The 22,702-nt window shown below is 70.6% G+C and carries 21 protein-coding genes and 1 riboswitch; of the genes, 8 read left to right on the forward strand and 13 right to left on the reverse strand.

What is annotated here, in order from left to right:
• Nucleotides 1–185 precede the first annotated feature (185 nt).
• From ACFXGN_RS08800 to ACFXGN_RS08810, 3 genes are all read right to left on the reverse strand, one after another.
• Complete coding sequence (locus ACFXGN_RS08800) at nt 186–1,220, reverse strand: NlpC/P60 family protein (RefSeq protein WP_384855335.1); 1,035 nt, start codon at nt 1,218–1,220, stop codon at nt 186–188.
• 258 nt (nt 1,221–1,478) lie between these two features.
• Nucleotides 1,479–2,843, reverse strand: a complete 1,365-nt coding sequence (locus tag ACFXGN_RS08805) for an NYN domain-containing protein (protein WP_384855337.1) — start codon at nt 2,841–2,843, stop codon at nt 1,479–1,481.
• 34 nt (nt 2,844–2,877) lie between these two features.
• Complete coding sequence (locus ACFXGN_RS08810; protein ID WP_055644001.1) at nt 2,878–3,120, reverse strand: hypothetical protein; 243 nt, start codon at nt 3,118–3,120, stop codon at nt 2,878–2,880.
• Between the two features lie 157 nt (nt 3,121–3,277).
• Between ACFXGN_RS08810 and ACFXGN_RS08815 the strand changes: the two genes are divergently transcribed.
• The 7 genes from ACFXGN_RS08815 to ACFXGN_RS08845 all read left to right on the forward strand — a co-directional run bounded on the left by ACFXGN_RS08815 (nt 3,278) and on the right by ACFXGN_RS08845 (nt 9,944).
• On the forward strand, nt 3,278–4,012 hold the full coding sequence (locus ACFXGN_RS08815; RefSeq protein ID WP_384855340.1) for a rhomboid family intramembrane serine protease: 735 nt from the start codon (nt 3,278–3,280) through the stop codon (nt 4,010–4,012).
• The gene (locus ACFXGN_RS08820; RefSeq protein ID WP_024755605.1) at nt 4,009–4,290 is read left to right on the forward strand and encodes an Lrp/AsnC family transcriptional regulator; all 282 of its coding nucleotides are present in this window, start codon (nt 4,009–4,011) and stop codon (nt 4,288–4,290) included. The genes ACFXGN_RS08815 and ACFXGN_RS08820 overlap by 4 nt, the downstream gene beginning before the upstream one ends.
• A gap of 166 nt (nt 4,291–4,456) precedes the next feature.
• Complete coding sequence (locus ACFXGN_RS08825; protein ID WP_384855343.1) at nt 4,457–4,768, forward strand: small hydrophilic protein; 312 nt, start codon at nt 4,457–4,459, stop codon at nt 4,766–4,768.
• A gap of 59 nt (nt 4,769–4,827) precedes the next feature.
• The gene (locus ACFXGN_RS08830; protein ID WP_384855905.1) at nt 4,828–6,180 is read left to right on the forward strand and encodes an ATP-binding protein; all 1,353 of its coding nucleotides are present in this window, start codon (nt 4,828–4,830) and stop codon (nt 6,178–6,180) included.
• 26 nt (nt 6,181–6,206) lie between these two features.
• Entirely contained in the window at nt 6,207–6,866 is a 660-nt protein-coding gene (locus tag ACFXGN_RS08835) for a response regulator transcription factor (RefSeq protein WP_366441563.1), read from the forward strand.
• Nucleotides 6,867–7,386: 520 nt separating this feature from the next.
• On the forward strand, nt 7,387–8,796 hold the full coding sequence (locus tag ACFXGN_RS08840; RefSeq protein WP_384855907.1) for an SLC13 family permease: 1,410 nt from the start codon (nt 7,387–7,389) through the stop codon (nt 8,794–8,796).
• Nucleotides 8,793–9,944, forward strand: a complete 1,152-nt coding sequence (locus tag ACFXGN_RS08845) for a glycerate kinase (RefSeq protein ID WP_384855346.1) — start codon at nt 8,793–8,795, stop codon at nt 9,942–9,944. Before ACFXGN_RS08840 ends, ACFXGN_RS08845 begins: the two co-directional genes overlap by 4 nt.
• 100 nt (nt 9,945–10,044) lie before the next feature.
• Here the strand turns inward: ACFXGN_RS08845 and ACFXGN_RS08850 are convergent, their stop codons facing one another.
• The 6 genes from ACFXGN_RS08850 to ACFXGN_RS08875 form a co-directional block, all read right to left on the reverse strand.
• Nucleotides 10,045–11,469 carry an aminotransferase class V-fold PLP-dependent enzyme gene (locus ACFXGN_RS08850; RefSeq protein ID WP_384855348.1) on the reverse strand — a complete coding sequence of 475 codons (1,425 nt, stop codon included), beginning with the start codon at nt 11,467–11,469 and terminating at the stop codon, nt 10,045–10,047.
• Between the two features lie 215 nt (nt 11,470–11,684).
• Nucleotides 11,685–11,801, reverse strand: a riboswitch (SAM riboswitch).
• Between the two features lie 124 nt (nt 11,802–11,925).
• Nucleotides 11,926–12,990 carry an anthranilate phosphoribosyltransferase gene (trpD, locus tag ACFXGN_RS08855; protein ID WP_384855350.1) on the reverse strand — a complete coding sequence of 355 codons (1,065 nt, stop codon included), beginning with the start codon at nt 12,988–12,990 and terminating at the stop codon, nt 11,926–11,928.
• 143 nt (nt 12,991–13,133) lie between these two features.
• On the reverse strand, nt 13,134–14,765 hold the full coding sequence (locus tag ACFXGN_RS08860) for a cytochrome bc complex cytochrome b subunit (RefSeq protein WP_384855352.1): 1,632 nt from the start codon (nt 14,763–14,765) through the stop codon (nt 13,134–13,136).
• Nucleotides 14,762–15,814, reverse strand: coding sequence for a Rieske 2Fe-2S domain-containing protein (locus ACFXGN_RS08865; protein ID WP_384855355.1), 1,053 nt, complete (start codon nt 15,812–15,814; stop codon nt 14,762–14,764). The genes ACFXGN_RS08860 and ACFXGN_RS08865 overlap by 4 nt, the downstream gene beginning before the upstream one ends.
• Entirely contained in the window at nt 15,811–16,620 is an 810-nt protein-coding gene (locus ACFXGN_RS08870) for a c-type cytochrome (RefSeq protein WP_384855357.1), read from the reverse strand. Before ACFXGN_RS08870 ends, ACFXGN_RS08865 begins: the two co-directional genes overlap by 4 nt.
• A gap of 75 nt (nt 16,621–16,695) precedes the next feature.
• Nucleotides 16,696–17,316, reverse strand: coding sequence for a heme-copper oxidase subunit III (locus ACFXGN_RS08875; RefSeq protein ID WP_384855360.1), 621 nt, complete (start codon nt 17,314–17,316; stop codon nt 16,696–16,698).
• Between the two features lie 203 nt (nt 17,317–17,519).
• On the opposite strand from ACFXGN_RS08875, the gene ACFXGN_RS08880 reads away from it, so the two are divergent.
• A complete protein-coding gene (locus ACFXGN_RS08880) occupies nt 17,520–17,921 on the forward strand; it encodes a hypothetical protein (protein ID WP_384855363.1) in 402 nt (133 codons plus the stop codon).
• Between the two features lie 14 nt (nt 17,922–17,935).
• Here ACFXGN_RS08880 and ACFXGN_RS08885 read toward each other — a convergent pair whose 3' ends face one another.
• The 4 genes from ACFXGN_RS08885 to coxB all read right to left on the reverse strand — a co-directional run bounded on the left by ACFXGN_RS08885 (nt 17,936) and on the right by coxB (nt 22,434).
• Nucleotides 17,936–19,189, reverse strand: coding sequence for an Ig-like domain-containing protein (locus tag ACFXGN_RS08885; RefSeq protein WP_384855366.1), 1,254 nt, complete (start codon nt 19,187–19,189; stop codon nt 17,936–17,938).
• A gap of 121 nt (nt 19,190–19,310) precedes the next feature.
• Entirely contained in the window at nt 19,311–19,709 is a 399-nt protein-coding gene (locus ACFXGN_RS08890; protein WP_351779510.1) for a cytochrome c oxidase subunit 4, read from the reverse strand.
• Nucleotides 19,706–21,442, reverse strand: a complete 1,737-nt coding sequence (gene ctaD, locus ACFXGN_RS08895; RefSeq protein WP_384855369.1) for a cytochrome c oxidase subunit I — start codon at nt 21,440–21,442, stop codon at nt 19,706–19,708. The genes ACFXGN_RS08890 and ctaD overlap by 4 nt, the downstream gene beginning before the upstream one ends.
• Nucleotides 21,439–22,434, reverse strand: coding sequence for a cytochrome c oxidase subunit II (gene coxB / locus ACFXGN_RS08900; protein WP_384855372.1), 996 nt, complete (start codon nt 22,432–22,434; stop codon nt 21,439–21,441). The genes ctaD and coxB overlap by 4 nt, the downstream gene beginning before the upstream one ends.
• Nucleotides 22,435–22,702 lie beyond the last annotated feature (268 nt).

Genomic DNA, 22,702 nt, shown 5'->3' on the forward strand with positions numbered 1-22,702 from the left:
CGGCTCGACGCTGACTGGCGCGGCAGACAGTAGCCGGTGATCACTCCGCGTCCAACGAAGCCGGTGGGCACGCACAGTGACGCCCCGCCGGAGAACACAGGTCACCGGCGGGGCGTCGGGTCAGCACGGGTCGCGGCGAACCACCCGTTCGGGCGGTGTCGCGGCGCGGGTCGCGCGGCGGGGGGTCAGCCCGCGATGCGCACGCCGAACTGGAAGGTGCCCATGTAGTTCATGGACTCGTAGCGGACGTTGGCGCCCGGCTTGGGGGCGTGCAGGATGGTGTTGTTGCCCGCGTACAGGCCGACGTGCGTGAGGTTGTTGAAGAAGACCAGGTCGCCGGGCTTGAGCTGGCTGCGGCCGATCTTCACGCCGTCGTTCTGCTGGGTGTACGTGACGCGGGAGAGGTTCACGCCCGCCTTGCCGTAGGCCCACTGGGTCAGACCGGAGCAGTCGAACGAGCCGGGGCCCTCGTGGCCGGACTGGTACGGCATCCCGACCCGGGTGTCGGCCTGGGCCAGCGCGGCGGCGCCGAAGCCGTTCGCGGGGGCTTCGTTGCCGAGGTCGACGCGCTCGGTGGCGGCGCGGCTGGCGCGCTGCTCCTCCTGCTGCTTGATCTTGGCGCGCTCGGCGGCCGTCAGGGTGTTGAGGAGGGTGCGGGCCTCGGCCAGCTTGCCCTGGAACTTCTTCTTCTTGGCGCCGAGGGTCTTGCGGACGTCCTCGAGGTCGGCCAGCTTCGTGGTGGCCTCGGCCCGCTGCTGCGCGAGGGCGCGCTGCTTGGCCTGGATCGAGGTGAGGACGTCGGCCTGCTGGGCGCTCAGCTGGTCGATCGCGGACGCCTTGTCGAGGTAGGTGTCCGGGTCGGCGGAGAGGAAGAGCTGCATCGCCGGGTCGATGCCGCCGGAGCGGTACTGGGCGCTGGCGACCGAACCGATCTGGTCGCGCAGGGTGTTGAGCTCCTGCTGGCCGCGGGCCACCTTGTCCTGGAGGGCGCTGATCTCCTTCTGGAGGGTTCCGCGGCGCTCCTCGGCGGCGTTGTACTGCTCGGTGGCCTCTTCGGCCTCGTGATGCAGGTCGTCGACCTTCGACTTGACCTCGTCGATCTTGGGCTTGGGGGCCGCCTGGGCCGACTGGGCGGAGAGTGCGACGGCGGCTGCCGCGGTCGCGGTGAGCACGGTCACACGGGTGCGGCTCGGCTGCTTGGGTCGACGGTGGGACGCCACGAAGGCGATCTCCTTCTTCCTCAGAGCCGCCCAACCGGTCAGGGGCAGGCGGTTCCTCCGCCCGCCACCCCGGATGGGTGATCAACCGCGCGAAGGTTCGAAGGCCGACCCTAGTGACCAAGTTGTGATCAGTTCAAATCCCGCCGGAAAAAATATCGCCCGCGCATCACATTATTCACAAGCATCGCACGGGCAGTGAGGGGAACTTGACCGAGCGCTGTCCAGAATTCGGTCATAACGCCCAGGAGTTGCGATGCCTCACGAGAGCCGCGAAAGCCGCTTCAGCAACAAGGCGGACGTCACCGGGCGGGCGCCCGCCTTCGCCACCCCGTCGGCCACCTCGCGGTCGGTGGAGACCACCACCACCGGCCGCCCCGGCGGCTCCGCCCGTACCAGCTGACGGATCAACTCGTCGGCCGTCACCCCGGGCTTGGAGAACAGCACCCGGACCCCGCGCGGCGGCGCCAGCAGCACCGGGGCGGCCAGCTCCGCCCCGTCGAAGACACAGGTGACCTCGGCCCCCGAACGGGCCGCCAGCGCCGACAGACTGCCCAGCAGCCGCAGCCGCTGCTTCTCCAGCGGCATCGTCGGATAGCCGGTCTTGGTGACGTTGTAGCCGTCCACGACCAGATGGGCCTGCGGCAGCGCGAGCAACTGGTCGAGCAGCGCCGGATCGGTCTCCGAGAGCGCCCGCGCCGCGATGTCCTTCGGGGACATCCGCCCCGGCTCCACCGCGTCCACCATGTCGGCCGGATGGATGGAGACCGGCGGCAGCGCCAGTTCCCGCCGCAGGCCCTGCGCCGCGTCCAGGACCGTGTCGAGCAGCAGCCGCAGCCGCATGTCCTCCACCGAGCGGCCCTCGCGCGCCGAGCGGCGGCTCGCCTCCAGGGCCGCCTCCGCCTCGCCGAGCCGGGCCCTGAGCCGCCGCCCCTCGCTCTCGGCGGCCGACACCTGGGCCGCCGACTCCGCCCGGACGGCCTCGATCTCGCCCTGGACCTTGCGCAGCGCCGCCTCGCCGCGCTTCACGTCGTTCTGGGCGCTGCGCAGCTTGCGGTGCAGCGCCTCGGCCTCCCTGCGGGCCGCTTCGAGGTCGTGCCGCAGCTGCTCGCTCTCGTCCCGGGTGCGCTCGCGCGCGGCGGCCAGTTCCTCGCGCAGCCGGTCCAGCTCGCGCCGTCCGGCCTCGTCGGCCCGCTCGGCGTCGGCGCGCTGCGCCTCCTCGCCCGCGGCGGCCACCAGCTTGACCCAGCCCGGCGGGCGCAGCACATAGGCCGCCGCGGCCACGTCCACGGGGTCGGCGGCGGCGGGCGGGGTGCCGGTCTCCACGGCGGCGGCCAGTTCGGGCTCGCCCTGCCGGAACCGCTCGCCGATCCGCTGCCGGAACAGCGGGTCGCCCTCCAGCGCCGCCGCCATCGCGTTGCCCGCGAACTTGGCGCGGCGGCTCGCGGTGAAGCGCGCGTACTGCCTCAGGGGCGCGGGCAGTTCCGCGACGGTCAGCCCGCCGAAGGCGTCGGCGACCAGCGCGACGACCCGCCGCCGTACGCCTTCCGGCAGTGGGTGGTCGAGCGTCTCGGCAGCGTCACCTGCCGCGCCGGCCGGCTCTCCACCGTGCGCGGGCTGCTCCACGATCCGTCACCCCTACTGTCGTCCGCGCCGTCCCTCAGGAGGCGGCGCCCGGCCTGTCCACCAGTTCGATCTGGTCCACCGCGTTGCACCAGCGGCAGCGGACCGACTCGATGGTCTCACTGACCACCTGCCGTTCCTCGACCGTGGGATCGCCCGCGAGGTCCAGATGGACGTACTCGACGACCTTGGAGGAGCGCGTCACGTCGAAGCGGGTCAGATTGCCGCAGAGCGTGCAGCGCCAGCGGGTCTCGTCGGTCGGCAGGGGAACCGTCGTCATCGTGCCGTCCTTCTTCCTGTTGCCTGTGCCAGGTGCGGGAGCCGCGGTGCGCCGTCGAACTGCGGTGGTACTGCCCGCAACCCTACGGCCTCACCGCTCCCCGGAGGCACGGCGAGGCACTCTGTCCAGTTCGACCCCGGTACGCCATGATCTGTCCATGATCGAGTGGCGAGGCGCGGTCCTCGGTGCCTGGCGCGGCACCCGCAGCGGGCCCACCATGACGTACGCGCTGATCGCCGCCTGCTGCCTGCTGTTCGCCGCCAGCCCGGCGTCCGGGCTGAACCCGGGACACGGCACCGGGGAGCAGCTCCTCGCGGCGCAGGGCGCGTACTTCCGCCGCTGGGGCGTCGTCCCCGCCGAACTCATGGGCGGCGACCACCGGGCGCTGCTCACCCCGCTCACCGGGCTCTTCGTGCACGGCAGCTGGCTGCACCTGCTGGGGAACATGCTCTTCCTGTACGTCTTCGGGGCGATGACCGAGGAGCGCGTGGGCGCGATCGGCTTCGCCCTCCTCTATCTGTTCACCGGCTACCTCGCCCTGCTCGGCTACGCGGTGGCGCACGCCGACAGCGAGCAGACCCTGGTGGGGGCGTCGGGGGCGATCTCCGGGGTGCTCGGGGCCTTCCTCTTCCTCTTCCCCCGCTCACGGGTCACCAGCCTCTTCCCCTTCCTCTTCTTCCTGCCGCTGCGCTTCCCCGCCTGGATCGTGCTGATCTTCTGGTTCACGCTCCAGTGGCTGGCCGCGCGGCAGGCGGATTCCGGTCCCGGCATCGCCTATCTGGCCCATGTGGTGGGCTTCTCCGCGGGCTTCCTCTACGCCTGGGGGCGCTATCGGGGTGGGGATAGAGTGAAAGCTCCCACCACGGCGACCGAGGGAGAAAGCCAGCCGTGATCACCGCGATCGTGCTCATCAAGACCAGCGTGGACCGGATTCCCGAGATCGCCGAGTCCATCGCCGCGCTCGACAGCGTCAGCGAGGTCTTCTCGGTCACCGGCACCTACGACCTCATCGCCATGGTCCGGGTGTCCCGCCACGACGACCTGGCGGACGTGATCCCCGGCAGCATCAGCAAGATCCCGGGCGTCGAGGCCACGGACACCCACGTCGCCTTCCGCACGTACTCCCAGCACGATCTGGAAGCCGCCTTCGCCATCGGTCTGGAGTCCTGAGACGGGGACTCCCTCCCCGGGGCCGCGGTGACGGCTCCGCGGAGCCGGTGGGCACGTCCCGGGGGCCGCTCCCCGGGGGGGCGGCCGGACCGTCGCGACGCCCAGATGAAGAAATCCTCATCCCGGCTTCATGCCTGGGCTCCCCCGCACCCCTCAGCCTGACCCCATGCCCTTCACCCAGCGCATGGCCGGTCTCGCCGCCGTCGTCGCCGTCCCCCTCGGGATAGCGGCCACCAGTTACGCCCTCACGGACGCGCCGGAGGCCCCCCGGGTCCCGCCCGCCGTCCATCTCTCCACCACACCGACACCGCCAGGACCGCCCCCCTCGTCGGGGCCCGCCACCAAGTCCGCGACCCCGTCCACGTCCCCGTCCGGTACGCCCTCCGGCACCGGCACCGCCTCGACCCCGCCGCCCTCCGACTCCGTCGTGCCCGGCCCCTCGGCCACCGGTGACGACGACGATGACGATCACGAGTGAAGCGCACCGAACACCGTCTCTCCGCCCGGGTCCGCATCCTGCTGTGGCTGCTCCTGGTGATGGCGGTCGCACTGGCCTCGGTCTCCCTGGTCACCCGCACCCAACTGCTGCGCGACGCCGACCACCGGATCAACCAGCTGCTCACCCAGGAGACCGGCGAGTTCGCCAACTTCGTCGCCCAGGGCGTCGACCCGCAGACCGGCCGCGCCTTCACCGACCCGGAGGCGCTGCTCCGGGTCTTCCTCCAGCGCCAGTACTCCGACCCCGACGAGGAACTCCTCGGCCTGGTCGGCACCACCGGCCCCGACCTCCGGGTCGTCCGGCAGTCCCGGGAGATACCGAGCCCCCTCCCGCTGCACCGGGACCGGGCCACCCTCGACGCCATCGCCGCCTCCCCCGAACCCTCGGGGCGCGTCGACCGGAAGCGCGGCGAGATCCGCTGGGCCAAGGTGCCCATCGACACCGGCGGCGCCGGATCCGCCTTCGTCGTCGCCTTCCACGCCGACGGGCAGCAGACCCTCGCCGACGAGGCGTTCCGCATCCTGCTCGCCATCTCCGGGGTGGCGCTGCTGCTCACCACCGGCATCGGCTGGGTGGTCGCGGGCCGCATCCTCGCCCCCGTCCGGGTGGTGCGGACCACCGCCGCCGAACTCACCGAACGGGACCTCACCCAGCGCATCCCGGTCCAGGGCAAGGACGACATCGCCGCCCTCGCCGAGACCTTCAACGCGATGCTGGACCGGCTGGAGCGCGCCTTCGCGGGACAGCGCCAGTTCGTCGACGACGCCGGACACGAACTGCGCACCCCCATCACCATCGTCCGCGGCCATCTCGAACTGATGGGCGACGACCCGGCCGAACGCGCCGAGACCGTCCGGCTCGTCACCGACGAACTCGACCGGATGAGCCGGATCGTGGAGGACCTGCTGCTGCTCGCCAAGGCCGAGCGGCCCGACTTCGTCCGCACCGAACCGGTGCAGCTCGGCGAACTCACCGCCGACGTCTTCGTGAAGGCACGCGCGCTGGGCGAGCGCGACTGGGTCCTCGACGGGGTCGCCGACCGCGAGGCGTCGCTCGACGCCCAGCGGATCACCCAGGCGATGGTGCAGCTCGCGCAGAACGCGGTCCAGCACACCGTGCCGGGAGCCCGGATCTCGATCGGCTCGCGCACCACCGCCGGACGGATCGAGCTGTACGTCGCCGACCGGGGTCCCGGCGTCCAGGAGGCCGACGCCGAGGTGATCTTCGAGCGCTTCCGCCGGGGCACCGCCCGGCGCGGCGCCCGGACCAGCGGCGCCGGGCTCGGCCTCGCCATCGTGCGGGCCATCGCGGAGGGACACCGCGGCGGCCGGGTCGAACTGCGGCCGACCGAGGGCGGCGGCGCCACTTTCGTCCTCGTGTTCGAAGAATGAATCCTCTGTCAGCGAAGGAACACCCCATGAACCGTGTCCTGATCGCCGAGGACGAGGAGCGCATCGCCTCCTTCGTCGAGAAGGGCCTGCGCGCCAACGGCTTCACCACCTCCGTGGCCGCCGACGGCGACACCGCCCTCGCCCTCGCCCTCACCGGCGGCTTCGACCTGCTCGTCCTGGACATCGGACTGCCTGGCCGGGACGGCTTCACCGTCCTGCGGGAACTGCGCGAGGCCCGCGCGACCCTGCCCGTCCTCGTCCTGACGGCCCGCGACTCGGTCCGGGACACCGTGGCGGGCCTGGAGGGCGGCGCCGACGACTGGATGACGAAACCGTTCCGCTTCGAGGAACTGCTCGCCCGCATCCGGCTGCGGCTGCGCACCGCCGCCCGCGCCCCCGAGGTCACCGTGCTGCGCAGCGGCGACCTCAGCCTCGACCTGCGCACCCGGCGGGCCCGCTCCGGAGACCGGACGGTGGATCTGACCGCCCGTGAGTTCGTCCTCCTGGAACTGTTCCTGCGCCACCCCGGCCAGGTCCTCTCCCGCGAGCAGATCCTCTCCCACGTATGGGGGTACGACTTCGACCCCGGCTCCAACATCGTGGACGTGTACGTCCGCGCCCTGCGCAAGAAACTGGGCGCGGAACGCCTGGAGACGGTCCGGGGCATGGGCTACCGGATGCCCTGAGGCGGGGCCGCCGCCAGGTGAAGGCGCCCGGCCCCGGGGACTGTTGCCACGCGCACGCGCCCGGAGTCGGGAGCCGCCACCAGCACACCGGCCCGGAGCCGGGGGCCGTCACCGCACCCGCCCGGAGCCAGGGGCCGTCACCGCACGCACCCGCCCGAGCCGGGAGCCGACACCGCGTCAAGGCGCCCTGCGCCGGGCGTAGTCACCACCCACAGACGCCCCGGGCCGGGAGCCACCACCATGTGAACACCCCTCAGCCGGGAGCCGACACCACGTCAAAGCGCCCTGCGCCGGGCGCGGTCACCACCCGCGGACGCCCCGGGCCGGGAGCCGCCACCATGTGAACACCCCTCAGCCGGGAAGGCATCACCACGTCCTGACGCCCCCGGGCCGGGAGCCGTCACCGCGCGAACACCCCGGTCCCGGAGCCGTCACCACGTGAAGCTTCCTTCATGACGGGCTCATCGACGGCTCACGGGCCGCCGGAAGGGTGGTTCCCGTGAACCTCTCCCCACGGCAGATGGTCTGGGCCTGTATCGCCCTCGGCGCGTGCGCGGTCCTCGCCGTCCCCGGCACCGCCCCCGGACTGAGCGGCGATGCCCGGCTGACCCTGGCCGTCTTCGCCCTCGCCACCTGCGCCTGGATCGCCGCGCCGGTCGACGACACCCATGTCGCCCTCGTCGCGGGGCTCGCCCTCACCACCACCGGGGTGATCAGCTCCGACACCCTCTTCGCCACCCTCGGCGATCCCACCATCTGGCTGCTGATCTGCGCCTTCGTCCTCGCCGCCGCGGTGACCCGGACCGGACTCGCGGGCCGCGCCGCCGCCTTCCTGGTCTCCGGCGCCCGGACCGTACGCCAACTGGTCCACCTCACCACCGCCGCCCTGGTCGTCACCGCCTTCGCGGTGCCCGCCACCTCCGGACGCGCCGCGCTCGCCCTGCCCGTCTTCCTCGCCCTCGCCCACGCCCTCGCCGGACGGCGCCGCCTCGTCGTGATGCTGGCGCTGCTCTTCCCCACCGTCGTCCTGCTCTCGGCGGTCGCCACCCTGATCGGCGCGGGCGCCCACCTCATCACGGTCGGCGTCCTCCTGGAACAGACCGGCGAGGGCATCGGCTTCACCCGCTGGCTGATCCTCGGACTGCCCCTCGCGGTGGTCTCCTCCCATCTGGCGGCGGAGGCGGTCCTCCTCACCACCACCCGCAAGAAGGACCGCGGGGGCCCGGTGGAGATCACCGTCGCCGAGATCCAGGAACACTCCGGGACGCCGGTCTCCGGCCCGCTCTCCCCGCCCGAACTGCGCTGTCTGCTCCTCCTCGGCACGGTCGTGGCGCTGTGGTGCTCCGAACCGCTGCACGGGGTCCCGCCCGCCGTGGTCGCCCTGATCGGCGCCCTGGTCGCCTCCTCCCCCGCCCTCGGCACCGTACGGATGAAGGAGGGACTGCGGTCGGTGCCCTGGCCGATGCTGCTCTTCATGGCGGCGACCACCGCGATGGGAGTGGCCCTGGTCGAGTCCGGCGCGGCCGGCTGGCTGGTCGGCGGACTGCCCGACGGCGTACCGCCGTGGCTGTTCCTCACCCTCGTCGTCGTGGTGAGCACCGCCGCCCACCTGGTGCTCCAGTCCCGCTCGGCCCGCTCCTCGGTCCTGGTGCCGCTGGTGGTGGCCGCCTCCGTCGGCGCCGGGGTCAACCCGGTGGCGGCGGCGCTCGCCTCCACCGCCGCGGCCGGTTTCTGCCAGACCCTGCCCGCCTCCGCGAAACCGGTCGCCCTCTTCGCCGACCTCCCGGACGGCGTCCCCACCTTCACCCCGCGCGACCTGCTGCGGCTCTCCGCCGTGCTCGCCCCGCTCAGCGCCGCCCTGGTGCTGTTCTTCGCCCTTGCCGTCTGGCCGCTGCTCGGCGTGCCCGTCCTCCTGGAGTCCCAGCCGTGAGTCTGCACATCGCCGTCGCCCCCAGCGGTTTCAAGGAGTCCCTCTCCGCTCCGGAAGCCGCGCGAGCCATCGCCGAGGGACTGCGCCGGGTCCGGCCGGACGCCGTCATCGACCGGATACCCCTGGTCGACGGCGGGGAGGGAACCGCCAGGGCCCTGGCCGCCGCGACCGGCGGCAGCCTGCTGTCCCGGATCGCCACCGGCCCCCTCGGCCGCCCCGTCCCGACCCACTTCGCCCTGCTCGACCGCTCCTCGGCGGTCGTCGAGATGGCCGCCGTCGCGGGGCTGTCCCTGGTCCCCGCCGACCGGCGCGACCCGGGCGCCACCACCACCTACGGGGTGGGCGAACTGATCCGCGCCGCCCTCGACACCGGAGTCCGCCGCGTCCTGATCGGCTGCGGCGACTCCGGCACCTCGGACGGCGGGGCGGGAGCCCTCCAGGCCCTCGGCGCCCGCCTCCTGGACGTCCACGGGGCCGAACTCCCCCTCGGCGGCGCCGCCCTGACCCGGCTGCACCGGATCGACCCGACGGGCCTCGACCCCCGGCTCGCCCGCACCGAACTGCTGGTGGCCTGCAACCCGTACAACGTGCTGTGCGGCGAGCGGGGCGTGGCCCGGGTGTTCGGCCCGCAGAAGGGCGCCTCGCCCGAGCGGGTCGAGGAGCTGTCGACGGCGCTCGACCGCTGGGCCGCGCTCCTGGTACGGGACCTGGGCGCGCCCGCCGCCATCGGTACGGCCCCGGGGTCGGGGGCCTCGGGCGGGCTCGGCGCGGGGCTCGCCGCGCTGGGCGCCCGGCTGCTCCCCCGCTTCGACGTGCTGCTCGACCACGTGGACCTGGACGCCCGGCTGGCCCGCGCCGATCTGGTGATCACCGCGGAGGGCGCCCTGGACGGGCAGACCGTACGGGGCAAGATCCCGGCGGAGGTGGCGCGCCGGGCGAAGGCCCACGGGGTGCCGGTGCTCGTGCTGGCGGGGACGCTCGGCCGGGGCGCCCACGAGGTGCGGGCGGTCGGCGTCGACGCGTACGGCTCGATCCTGCCCGCGCCGATGGCCCTGCCGGAGGCGCTGGACCGGGGCGCCGAGTTCCTGGCGGACGCGGCCGAGCGGTCCCTGCGCATGGTCCTGGTGGGGACCCGGCTGGCGGCCTGAGGAACCGGCCCGCGCCCGGAGCGGCCGGGCGCCGCAGCGGCCGGGCGCCGGACCGGCCGGGTCCTGGTCCCCGCCGGTCGGCGCCGGGGTCCGGCAGGGGTCAGCCGCGGTCCGGGACGCAGCGGCCGTCCTCGGTGCGGTACTTCCACTGGGCGCCGTCGCGGACGAGCTGCTTCACCGCGCCGACGAACCGCTCCACGTGCTCGTCCGGCGTACCGGCGCCGAAGCTCACCCGGATGGCGTTGAGGGAGCGCTCGCCGGGCGCCGCCTCGGGGGCGCCGCACTCGCCCGGGTCCTGCGGGTCGCTGCCGAGCAGCGTGCGGACCAGCGGGTGGGCGCAGAACAGGCCGTCGCGGACGCCGATGCCGTACTCGGCGGAGAGCGCGGCGGCGAAGTGGGAGCTGTTCCAGCCCTCGACGACGAAGGAGATGACGCCGACCCGGGGCGCGTCGTCGCCGAAGAGCGAGAGCACCCGCACCTCGGGGACCTCGGCGAGACCGGTGCGGACGGTGTCGATCAGGTGCCGCTCGCGGGCGACGAGGGAGTCGAAGCCCGCCTCGGTGAGCGCCTTGCAGGCGGAGGCGATGGAGTAGACGCCGATGACGTTCGGGGAGCCCGCCTCGTGCCGGGCGGCGGTGGTGTGCCACTCGACGTCCACGCCGCCGTCGGCGCGGCGGGCCACCTTGCGGGAGGCGCCGCCGCCCGCGAGGTAGGGCTCGGCGGCCTGGAGCCAGTCGGCGCGTCCGGCGAGGACGCCGGAGCCGAAGGGCGCGTACAGCTTGTGTCCGGAGAAGGCGATCCAGTCCACGTCGAGGTCGCGGACGGAGACCGGGTGGTGGGGCGCGAGCTGGGCGGCGTCGAGGACGATCCGGGCGCCGTGCGCGTGGGCGGCGGCGGCCAGTTCCCGCACCGGCCACAGCTCGCCGGTGACGTTGGAGGCGCCGGTGACGCAGACCAGGGCGGGGCCGTGGGGGTCGCGGTCGGCGAGCGCGCGCTCCAGGGTCTCGACCGCCTGGGCGGGGGTGCGGGGGGCGCTCAGATAGGTGACGTGCGCGTCGCTCCAGGGCAGCAGCGAGGCGTGGTGCTCGGTCTCGAAGACGAAGACCTGGCAGTCCGCGGGGATCACGGCGGCGAGCAGGTTCAGCGAGTCGGTGGTGGAGCGGGTGAAGACGACCTGGTCGTCGGCGCGGCAGTCGAGGAACTCGGCGACGGTGACGCGGCTGTTCTCGAAGAGGTCGGTGGAGAGCTGGGAGAGGTAGCCCGCGCCCCGGTGGACGCTGCCGTAGTAGGGGGCGTAGGCGGCGACGTCGTCCCAGACCCGCTGGAGGGCGGGGGCGCTGGCCGCGTAGTCGAGGGCCGCGTAGGTCACCTCGCCGCCGGTGACGAGCGGGACGGTGACGTCCCGGCCGAGGACCGGCAGCGGGGCGGCGCAGCAGGGGTCGGCGGACTCGTCGGCCGTGGAGGAGACGGTGGTCCCGGCGGTGGCGGTCTCGACGGTGGCGACGGCGTCAGGGCGTGCGGACATGGCGGTATCTCCCGGCGGGCGGTGCTGAATGGCTTCGGTGGTCCCGTACGCGGCCGGGGACGGCGGGGTACGGGTGTACGCCTCGGACGGCAGGGGCGCGCGTGGGTACGCGGAAGTGGCCCGGTCCGGGGTGAAGTGGGGGCGGACTCGCCCTATCGCATTCGCTTGCTCACGGAAAACGCTCCTCGAGAGACCAGGACCCCTGGTGTTCGAGGGGTCCGCGCTTGCCGTAGACCTCGCTGCCTACGGCCTGGTCATCACCCGGGGCACCCCGCCACGGACGGAGGGTTGCCGGACAGCAAGCCGGGGCCAAAACGCTGTCACTCGTGACCTGAGAAGCATCCTGCCACATGATCGACGAAGCGCAAGACCCCGGTCCGCATGGTGGACCGGGGTCGTACGGCAGAGGGGACCGGGAGGGGCCGGAGGGGCGGGAGGCCGCCCCCGGGGCCCGTCCTAGGCGTTGCTGACGGTGATCCAGCGCTCCAGGGCCCGGCGGGCGGCGCCGGAGTCGATGGCCTCGGCGGCCCTCGTCATCCCCGCCGCGATCCGCTCCGCCAGGGTGCCGCCGCCCGGCTCCAGGGCGGTCAGCGCCGCCGCCGAGTTGAGCAGGACGGCGTCCCGCACCGGTCCGGTCTCCCCCGCGAGCAGCCTGCGGGCGACGTCCGCGTTGTACGAGGCGTCGGCGCCGCGCAGCGCTTCCACGGGGACCAGGTCGATGCCGACGTCCCGGGGGTCGAAGGACTCCTCGCGGACCGTGCCGTCCCGGACCACCCAGACCCGCGAGGTGGCGGTGGTGGTCAGTTCGTCGAGTCCGTCGTCGCCCCGGAAGACCAGCGCGGAGGAGCCGCGCTCGGCGAGCACCCCGGCGATGATCGGGGCCATCCGGGCGTCGGCCACGCCGGTCGCCTGGGCCCCGACGCGGGCCGGGTTGGTGAGCGGGCCGAGGAAGTTGAAGACGGTCCGCACCCCGAGCTGGCCCCGGGCGGTGGCGACGTGCCGCAGCGACGGGTGGAACTTCACCGCGAAGCAGAAGGTGATGCCCGCCTCCTCGGCGACCTCGCTCACCCGGCGCGGGGTCAGCTCCAGGTTGACGCCGAGCTTCTCCAGGACGTCGGAGGCGCCGGAGGCGGAGGAGGCCGCCCGGTTGCCGTGCTTGACGACCTTGGCGCCGGTGCCCGCGACCACGATCGCCGACATGGTGGAGATGTTGACGGTCTTCGCGCCGTCGCCGCCGGTGCCGACGATGTCCACGGTCCGGCCGGGCACCTCGATGGTGTTGGCGTGCGCGTACATCGTGCGGACGAGGCCGGTGATCTCCTCGACGGTCTCGCCCTTGGCGCGCAGCGCGACCGCGAAGCCCGCGATCTGCACGTCGGTGGCCTCGCCGCTCATGATGCGGTCCATGGCCCAGGCGGAGTCCTCGGTGCTGAGGTCGCCGCCGTCGAGCAGGGTGTTCAGCACGGCCGGCCAGGAGCGGCCCGCCGACGTAGGTCCTCCAGCGGGGGCAGCGGCGCTCATGGCGGCTCCTGGTCGGTGTGTGACGGATGTGCGTGCGGATACGGGCCCACCCTATCGACCCCCGGGGACGGCGAAGAGCCCCGTCCATCGAATGGACGGGGCTCTCACCGTGGCGACCTTCACATGGTCAGGTGTTCAGGTGATCAGTGGTGGCCGTGGCCGCTCTGGATCTCCTTGTACTCCTCGGCCGTGGGCTTGGCGATCTGGCTGTCGTCGCCGTAGTAGCCCTTGCTGAGCTTGACCCGGAGCTTCTCCAGACCGCTGACCTTGCGCGCGACACCGTTCTCGTCGACGGCCGGCGGCAGCTCGGCGGCCTCGTACTGCTCGTGCGCCGTGAGGCGGTACAGCTCGCCCTGGCTGAGCGGCTCGTGGACCTCGACGAACTCACCGTGCGGCAGGCGCTTGATGATGCCGGACTCGCGGCCGTGCAGCACCTTGTCCTTGTCCCGGCGCTGGAGGCCGAGGCAGATCCGCTTGGTGACGATGAACGCGATGACCGGACCGGCGAAGAAGAAGATCCGCACGAACCAGGTGATGGCGTTGATCGACAGGTGGAAGTGGGTCGCCCAGATGTCGTTTCCACCACCCACGAGCATGATCATGTACGCGGTGATCCAGGCGACGCCGAAGGCGGTGCGCGTCGGAGCGTTGCGCGGGCGCTGCGCGATGTGGTGCTCGCGCTTGTCGCCCGTGATCCAGGACTCGATGAACGGGTAGACCGCGATGGCCGCGAGGACCGCCGGGAAGATCGCCAGCGGGATCATCACACCGAGGACCAGCGTGTGGCCCCACAGGTTGATCTCCCAGCCCGGCATGACACGGATCAGACCCTCGGCGAAGCCCATGTACCAGTCGGGCTGGGCGCCGGTACCGACCTGGTCGGGGCGGTACGGGCCGATGGCCCAGATCGGGTTGATCGAGGCGATGGCCGCGATGACCGAGATGACACCGAAGACCAGGAAGAAGAAGCCTCCGGCCTTGGCCATGTAGACCGGCAGCAGCGGCATACCCACGACGTTGTTGTTCGTACGGCCGGGACCGGCGAACTGCGTGTGCTTGTGGAAGAACACCAGGATGAGGTGGGCCACCATCAGGCCGAGCATGATGCCGGGCAGCAGCAGGACGTGGGCCGAGTAGAACCGGGCCACGAAGTCGCCGCCGGGGAACTCGCCGCCGAACAGGAACATCGACAGGTACGTGCCCACGATCGGCACGGACAGGATCGCGCCCTGCATGAAGCGGACACCGGTGCCGGAGAGCAGGTCGTCCGGGAGCGAGTAACCGGTGAAGCCGGTGAACATGCCCAGGAAGAACAGCAGGAAGCCGAACAGCCAGTTGATCTCACGCGGCTTGCGGAACGAGCCCGTGAAGAAGACGCGCATCATGTGCACGAACATGCCGGCGAGGAAGATCAGCGCCGCCCAGTGGTGGATCTGCCGGATCAGCAGACCACCGCGCACCTCGAACGAGATGTGCATGGTCGAGTTGAACGCCTCGGACATCAGCTGTCCCTGGAGCGGGACGTACGGTCCGACGTACTCCACCTCGTTCATCGACGGGTGGAAGAACATCGTCAGATAGACGCCCGTCAGGATGATGATGAGGAAGCTGTAGAGGCAGATCTCGCCCAGCATGAAGGACCAGTGGTCCGGGAAGATCTTCCGCATGTTGGCCTTGGCCAGCGTGTAGATCCCCAGGCGGCCGTCGGCCCAGTCGGCCACCCGCTCACCGGCGGGGGCCTTCTTCGTCGTATCCGTATCGGTCACGGTGCTCATCCGCGCTCCCAGAAGGCAGGACCGACGGGCTCGTCGAAGTCGCCGAGCGCCTCGAGGAAGCCCTTGTCGTTCACGCCGATCCGCAGCTGCGGAAGGGCGTGTCCGGCCGGGCCGAAGATGACGCGGGCGCCGTCGGAGAGGTCGAAGGTGGACTGGTGGCACGGGCAGAGGACGTGGTGCGTCTGCTGCTCGTACAGGGAGATCGGGCAGCCCACGTGGGTGCAGATCTTCGAGTAGGCGACGATGCCCTCGTGCGACCACTCGAGCTCGCGCTTGTCCTTGATGTCCTGCGGCTCGATCCGCACGACCATGACGGCGGCCTTGGTGATCTCGGTGAGGAAGTCCTCGTCGTGCTCGGTCAGACCTTCCGGCATCACGAAGGTCAGCGAGCCGACCGCGACGTCCTCGGGACGCAGCGGCTCGTGGGTGTTCATGTTGATGAGCTGAAGCCCCTTGGCCCACCGGGTGGTCCGGAGCTTCTTCTCGGGCAGCGGGCCCATGTCACGCAGCAGCACGATGCCGGAGAGCGGTACGAGCGACAGCGCGCCGAACATCGTGTTGCGGATGAGCTTGCGGCGGCCCATGCCGGACTCGGCGGCACCGGCCGCGAAGTCCGCCATGACCTTCGCCTTGGTCTCGGCGTCGGCCTGGATGGGGTGCCGCTCGTCCGCGATCTCGACATCGGACATCAGGGTGCGGGCCCAGTGGACCGCGCCCGCGCCGATGAAGAAGAGGGCGAGGCCGAGGGTCCAGCCGAGCGCGAAGTTGAGCGCGGACACCCGGCCGAAGGGCCAGATGTACACGATCTTGTCGACCGGGAAGATCACGTACGAGGCGATGAAGCCGACGGTGGCCAGCATCGACAGCGTGAACATGAAGGCGACCGCGCGCTCGGACCGGCGGGCGGCCCGCTCGTCGATGTCCTGGATGCGGGGCTTGTGGGGCGGGAGGCCCGGGTCGGCGAACGGGTCGTCGGCGACCTTCACCGCGCCGTGCGCGGTGTCCTGCCCTGCCGGCAGGGTCTCTTCTGGAATCTCTTGGCTACTCATGACTTCTTGGCCTTAGCGGTGTGGGCCGCGACCCAGATGGCAACTGCGATCAGCGCGCCCAGGCCGAAGACCCAGGCGAACAGACCCTCGGCGACGGGGCCGAGACTACCGAGCGTCAGACCGCCCGGGTTGTCCGACTTGTCACTGTTGACGGCCTGGACGTACGCGATGATGTCCTTCTTCTGCTTCTCCGGCATGGTCGAGTCCGGGAAGGAGGGCATGTTCTGCGGGCCGGTCTGCATGGCCTCGTAGAGGTGCTTCGGGCTCACGCCTTCGAGGCTCGGGGCGTACTTGCCGTGGGTCAGCGCGCCACCGGCACCGGTGAAGTTGTGGCACTGGGCACAGTTCGTGCGGAACAGCTCGCCACCCTTCGCCGCGTCGGCACCGGCGGGGTTGTACTGACTCTCGGCCGGCGTGATCGGACCGGCACCGAGAGAGGCGACGTACGCCGCGAGCTGATCGATCTCAGCCTGCGAGTAGATGACCTTCTTCTTCGGGACCTGGGCGCCCGGCTGCTGGGCCGGCATCCGGCCCGTGCCGACCTGGAAGTCGACGGCGGCGGAGCCGACGCCGACGAGGGACGGGCCGTCAGTGGTGCCCTGACCCCCGGTTCCGTGGCAGCTGGCGCAGCCGACGGAGTAGAGCTTCTTGCCCTCCTCGATGGCGAGGGACTGGGCGGTTTCATCGGCCTTCGCGGTGCCTGCGGGCGCGAACGCGGCGTACAGCCCCCCAGTGGCCGCCAGCGCGAGAAGTAGGACGACGACCGCCGCCAGCGGATGGCGTCGTCGTGCGGAGAGCTTTTTCACGGATTACCCCGGTGTCAGGATCTTCTGCGTCGATGCTTGCTGGATGTCTCGGTCCGCCGGGTCGGCGGGGCCCGATTACTTGATCATGTAGATCGTGGCGAAGAGGCCGATCCAGACGACATCGACGAAGTGCCAGTAGTAGGACACGACGATGGCGGCGGTTGCCTGTTCGTGAGTGAACCTCTTGGCGGCGTACGTCCGGCCCAGGACCAGCAGGAAGGCGATGAGCCCGCCTGTCACGTGCAGTCCGTGGAAGCCGGTGGTCAGGTAGAAGACCGAGCCGTACGCGTCGGAGGACAGCGAGAGGCCGTACTCCTTGACGAGCTCGGTGTACTCGAAGACCTGTCCGCCGACGAAGATCGAACCCATCACGAACGTGATGATGAACCACGTCCTGAGCTTCTTCACGTCACCCCGCTCGGCGGCGAAGACGCCGAGCTGGCAGGTGAGGGAGGAGAGCACCAGGATCGTGGTGTTGGTCGCCGAGAACGGGAAGTTCAAGGCCGAAGCCTTTTCCGCCCAGAACTCGGCACCCGTCACCGATCGCAGGGTGAAGTACATCGCGAAGAGGGCCGCGAAGAACATCAGCTCGGAGCTCAACCAGATGATGGTTCCGACGCTGGTGAGGTTCGGTCGATTGACCGACGGGTGCGCGTGCCCTGTTTCTACTGTCGTTACTGTCGCCACGACCGACATTATGTCGGTCGCTTATCCCGCCCTCACTCCGGGGGGTGCCGTTCGGAGTGTCCGAGGGGTGTGTCCAGCCCGAACGGCCCAGTGCGAGGGCCCTCCGGGCACTCTTCGAACAGATGCTGAACGGGTGTTGACGGGGTGTGGACCGGAGTAGCATCCCGCGCATCGGTCGACGACGACCGCCCGCCTTCCCAGCCGGAGGAACGATGCAGTCGAGTGCCACGGTCCTGGTCTACAGCGACGACGCGAACACCCGCGAGCAGGTACGGCTGGCGGCGGGGCGCAGGCCCGCGTCGGACGTCCCCCCGGTGCGGTTCGTGGAGTGCGCGACACTGCCGGCGGTGCTGAAGCGCCTGGACGAGGGCGGCATCGACGTGTGCGTCCTGGACGGCGAGGCGGTGCCCGCCGGAGGCATGGGCGTCTGCCGTCAGATCAAGGACGAGGTGTTCCGGTGCCCGCCGGTGCTGCTGCTCATCGGGCGCCCTCAGGACGCCTGGCTGGCCACCTGGAGCCGCGCGGACGCCGCGGTCACCCTTCCGGTGGAACCGGTCGAGTTCGCGGCGTCCCTGGCGGCCCTGCTGCGCTCACGCCTGTCGATCGACGCGTGAGCCGGTCGGACTGATCAGATCGAGGGCCGGAGGCGGGCCTTCTCGGTGGCGGGGGTCGGGTCGCCGCTGGGCTCGACCAGCGCGCTGCCTTTGCGCCAGTCGGCCCAGTCCATGTTCCAGTCGCCGAAGCCGTTGCCGAAGGTGTCCATCTCCTCGCCCCAGCTGTTGACGGTCTTGACGATGTCGCCGGGGCGGACGGTCTCGTAGAACCAGGCCGCGTTCCCCGTCGACATGCCGACACAGCCGTGGCTCACGTTCTCGACGCCCTGGGAGCCGACGGACCACGGGGCGGCGTGCACGTACTCGCCGCTCCAGGTGACCCGGGTCGCGTAGTAGACGGGCAGATCGTACGAGTCGGAACTGCCCGTGGAGATGCCGATGCTGGTGCCGCGCATCCGGACGTAGTACTCCTTGCCGAGCACCACCTTGATGCCGTTCCGGGTGGAGTAGCCCGCCTTGCCGGTGGTCACCGGCATACTGTTGATCACTTCTCCGTTGCGCAGCACGGTCATGTAGTGCGCCCCGGCGTCCGTGATCGCCTCGATCCGGTCGCCGATGGTCAGCTTCAGCGGTGCGGAGGCGCCGCCGTAGAGCTTGTCGCCGATCTTGAGGCCGTCCAGGTTGCCGGTGACCGTGACGAGCGCCCCGGCGGGCCAGTACTCCTTCGGGCGGAAGTGCATCGTCTTCTCGTCCACCCAGTACCAGGAGCCCTCGACCGAGGGGGTCGAGCGGACCCTGAGGGCCCGCTCGACGACCCCGCGGGCCTTGCGGTCCTTGACCGGGAGGCTCAGTTCGGCCGTGATGGGCTGCCCGACGCCGTAGGTGCCCGCCTCCGGGCCGAAGGTCACCGTGAGGGCCGTCTTGGCCGGAGCCGTCTCGAACGTGAACGTACGGGCCCCTGGAGCGCCGTCCTCGTCCTCGGTGGCCACCCGGACCGTGTAGCGGGCTCCGGCCGCCAGGGAGGCCGTGGAGCGCCACCGGCGCCCGTCCGCGGTGAGTTCGCCCGCCAGGTGGTGGCCCGCCGAGTCGACGGCGCTGACGTCGGTGATCTGGCCCTCCTCGCCCTTGGCGGTGATCTCCAGGGGCTTCTCGGGATCCGCCTTGGCGCCCTTGGCGGGGGCGCTGACCACGAGCTGTCCGGCCGCGTCGTAGGCCCTCGCCGACAGCGGGTGGCCGTCGGAACCCCCGCACGCCGTTGCGGTGGCGGTGACGGTGACGGCCAGCAGGGTGCAGCTCACAACAGTCCGGATACGCGGCGTGTCGTTCATGCACCCACCGTAAGAACAATCACGTGGGACAGCGCGCCGAGTGCTGCAAAAGAGGGGCCCGGACACTTCGATGACGAAGTGTCCGGGCCCCTCGGGGTGCTCCGTGCGGAGCGGGGTACCGCTACTGGTTCTGGTTCTCGCCGCGGTAGAACTCGAAGACCCAGCCGAAGAGGCCGATCAGGAGCAGCGGGGCGGAGAAGTACAGGATCCACCAGCCCATGGCGACGGCGAGGAAGGCGAGCGCGCCACCCACGGACAGCGCCAGCGGCTGCCAGCTGTGGGGGGCGAAGAAGCCCACCTCACCGGCCTCGTCCGCGACGTCGGCCTCCTTGTCGTCCTGCGCCATCGCGTCGACCCGCTTGGCCGTGAAGGCCAGGTAGTAGCCGATCATGATGGACAGGCCGAAGGCCAGGAAGAGCGCCGTCGTGCCGACCGGCTCCTTGGACCAGACGCCGTACAGGACCGCCATGGCAAGGATGAAGACGCTCAGCCAGATGAACATCTTGCCCTGGATCTTCACTTGCCGGCCTCCTTGCTGCCCGTGAGGGCCTCGGCCTCGTGCGGCTTGTTCTCGAGCTGGTCGAGAGCGGCGATCTCAGGGTGGTGCAGGTCGAACGCGGGCGATTCCGACCGGATGCGCGGCAGCGTGAGGAAGTTGTGCCGCGGCGGCGGGCAGGACGTCGCCCATTCGAGCGAACGGCCGTAGCCCCACGGGTCGTCGACCTCGATCTTCTTGCCGTACTTGGCGGTCTTCCAGACGTTGTAGAAGAACGGCAGGACGGACAGTCCGAGCAGGAAGGAGGAGATCGTCGAGATCGTGTTCAGCGCGGTGAAGCCGTCGGCGTCCAGGTAGTCCGCGTAGCGACGCGGCATCCCCTCGGCACCCAGCCAGTGCTGCACCAGGAAGGTGCCGTGGAAGCCCACGAACAGCGTCCAGAACGTGACCTTGCCGAGGCGCTCGTCGAGCATCTTGCCGGTGAACTTCGGCCACCAGAAGTGGAAGCCGGAGAACATCGCGAAGACGACGGTGCCGAAGATGACGTAGTGGAAGTGCGCCACGACGAAGTACGAGTCGGAGACGTGGAAGTCCATCGGCGGCGAGGCCAGGATGACGCCGGTCAGACCACCGAAGGTGAAGGTGATCAGGAAGCCGACGGCCCAGAGCATCGGTGTCTCGAAGGACAGTGAGCCCTTCCACATCGTTCCGATCCAGTTGAAGAACTTCACACCGGTCGGTACGGCGATGAGGAACGTCATGAAGGAGAAGAACGGCAGGAGCACGCCGCCTGTGACGTACATGTGGTGGGCCCACACGGTCACGGACAGACCGGCGATGGCGATGGTCGCGGCCACCAGACCGATGTAGCCGAACATCGGCTTGCGGCTGAAGACCGGGATGACCTCGGAGATGATGCCGAAGAAGGGCAAGGCGATGATGTACACCTCTGGGTGTCCGAAGAACCAGAAGAGGTGTTGCCACAGCAACGCGCCGCCGTTGGCCGCGTCGAAGATGTGCGCACCGAACTTGCGGTCCGCCTCCAGGGCGAACAGCGCCGCCGCCAGCACCGGGAAGGCGAGCAGGACCAGGACACCGGTCAGCAGCACGTTCCAGGTGAAGATCGGCATACGGAACATCGTCATGCCGGGGGCACGCATACAGATGATCGTGGTGATGAAGTTGACCGAACCGAGGATCGTGCCGAAGCCGGAGAAGGCCAGGCCCATGATCCACATGTCGGCGCCGACACCCGGCGAGCGGACCGCGTCCGACAGCGGGGAGTAGGCGAACCAGCCGAAGTCGGCCGCACCCTGCGGGGTGAGGAAGCCGGCCACCGCGATGATCGAGCCGAACAGGTAGAGCCAGTAGGCGAACATGTTCAGCCGCGGGAACGCCACGTCGGGCGCGCCGATCTGCAGCGGCATGATCCAGTTCGCGAATCCGGCGAACAGCGGCGTCGCGAACATCAGCAGCATGATCGTGCCGTGCATCGTGAACGCCTGGTTGAACTGCTCGTTCGACATGATCTGCGTACCCGGACGGGCCAGCTCGGCGCGCATGAAGAGCGCCATGAGTCCGCCGATGCAGAAGAAGACGAACGACGTGACCAGGTAGAGCGTGCCGATCGTCTTGTGGTCCGTGGTGGTCAGCCACTTGATCACGACATTGCCGGGCTGCTTGCGCCGTACGGGCAACTCGTTCTCGTACGAGTCCTCAGCTGCGGCGGCACCCTGGGTTTCGTTGGGGATGCTCACAGTTGGTTCTTCTCCGCATTCCTGGCCGGGTCCGTCAGCTCGATGCCAGACGGGATGTAGCCGGTCTGCCCCTTCTCGGCCAGCTCCTTCAGGTGCTGCTGGTAGCGCTCCGGGGAGACCACCTTGACGTTGAAGAGCATCCGGGAGTGGTCGACACCGCACAGCTCGGCGCACTTGCCGAGGAAGGTGCCCTCACGCGTCGGGGTCACCTCGAAGGAGTTGGTGTGACCCGGGATGACGTCCTGCTTCATCAGGAAGGGGACGACCCAGAAGGAGTGGATGACATCACGGGAGGTCAGGACGAACCGGACCTTCTCGCCCTTGGGCAGCCACAGGGTCGGGCCCGGGTTGCCGGTCTGGGGGTTGCGGTCGCCGGGGATGCCGGCGTCGTAGACGCCGCCCGCGTTCTCCGGGAAGTCCTCGAGGAACTTGTTGGGGATCGAGGCGAGGTTCTTGTCCGTCTTGGCGTCACCCTTCACACCGGGCACGTTCTCGACGTAGTTGAAGCCCCAGCTCCACTGGTAGCCGACCACGTTGACCGTGTGGGCGGGCTTGTCGGAGAGCGCCAGGAGCTTCGACTCGTCACGCGCGGTGAAGTAGAAGAGCACCGAGACGATGATCAGCGGAGTGACCGTGTACAGCGCCTCGATGGGCATGTTGTAACGGGTCTGCGGAGGTACCTCGATCTTGGTCCGGCTGCGCCGGTGGAAGATGGTGGCCCAGAGGATCAGGCCCCACACCAGGACACCGGTAATGAGCGCGGCGGCCCACGACCCCTGCCACAGGGAGAGGATCACAGGCGCCTCTTCCGTGACGGGGGTGGGCATTCCGAGGCGGGGGAAGTCTTCCCAGTTGTACGAGCAGCCGGTGGCTGTCGCCAGGATCAGGCCCGCAGTCAGCACCTGCGGCAGCTTCCGCCGCATCGGGCGCCGCGACGTGGGGGTACCACCCGCGCCTTGGCTGCGGGGGAGGTCGGAGCCGTTGGGACTCACGTAGCGCCTTCCCGAGAGTCTCGGCCCGCGTTGGTCGGCCACGGTCGTCCGTCTCGCTGGTCGGTCGCCGCCCCGTGCCGCGGGCAGGGGTTTGGATGTTTATGCGGACCAAACCCTACTGGACGCTATTTGGGGTCGCGCGGGGAGGGTGCCCAACGCGCCGCCCGAGTCCCCGAAGGGGTGGACTCCGGGGTTCCGCAGGGGGTCCGGACTCGTCCGTCCGGGTGTCTCGCGGCGCGTCGCGCCCCCCTTCTGACGAGGGCTCACC

Source organism: Streptomyces sp. NPDC059247 (assembly GCF_042754005.1).
Taxonomy (GTDB): Bacteria; Actinomycetota; Actinomycetes; order Streptomycetales; family Streptomycetaceae; genus Streptomyces.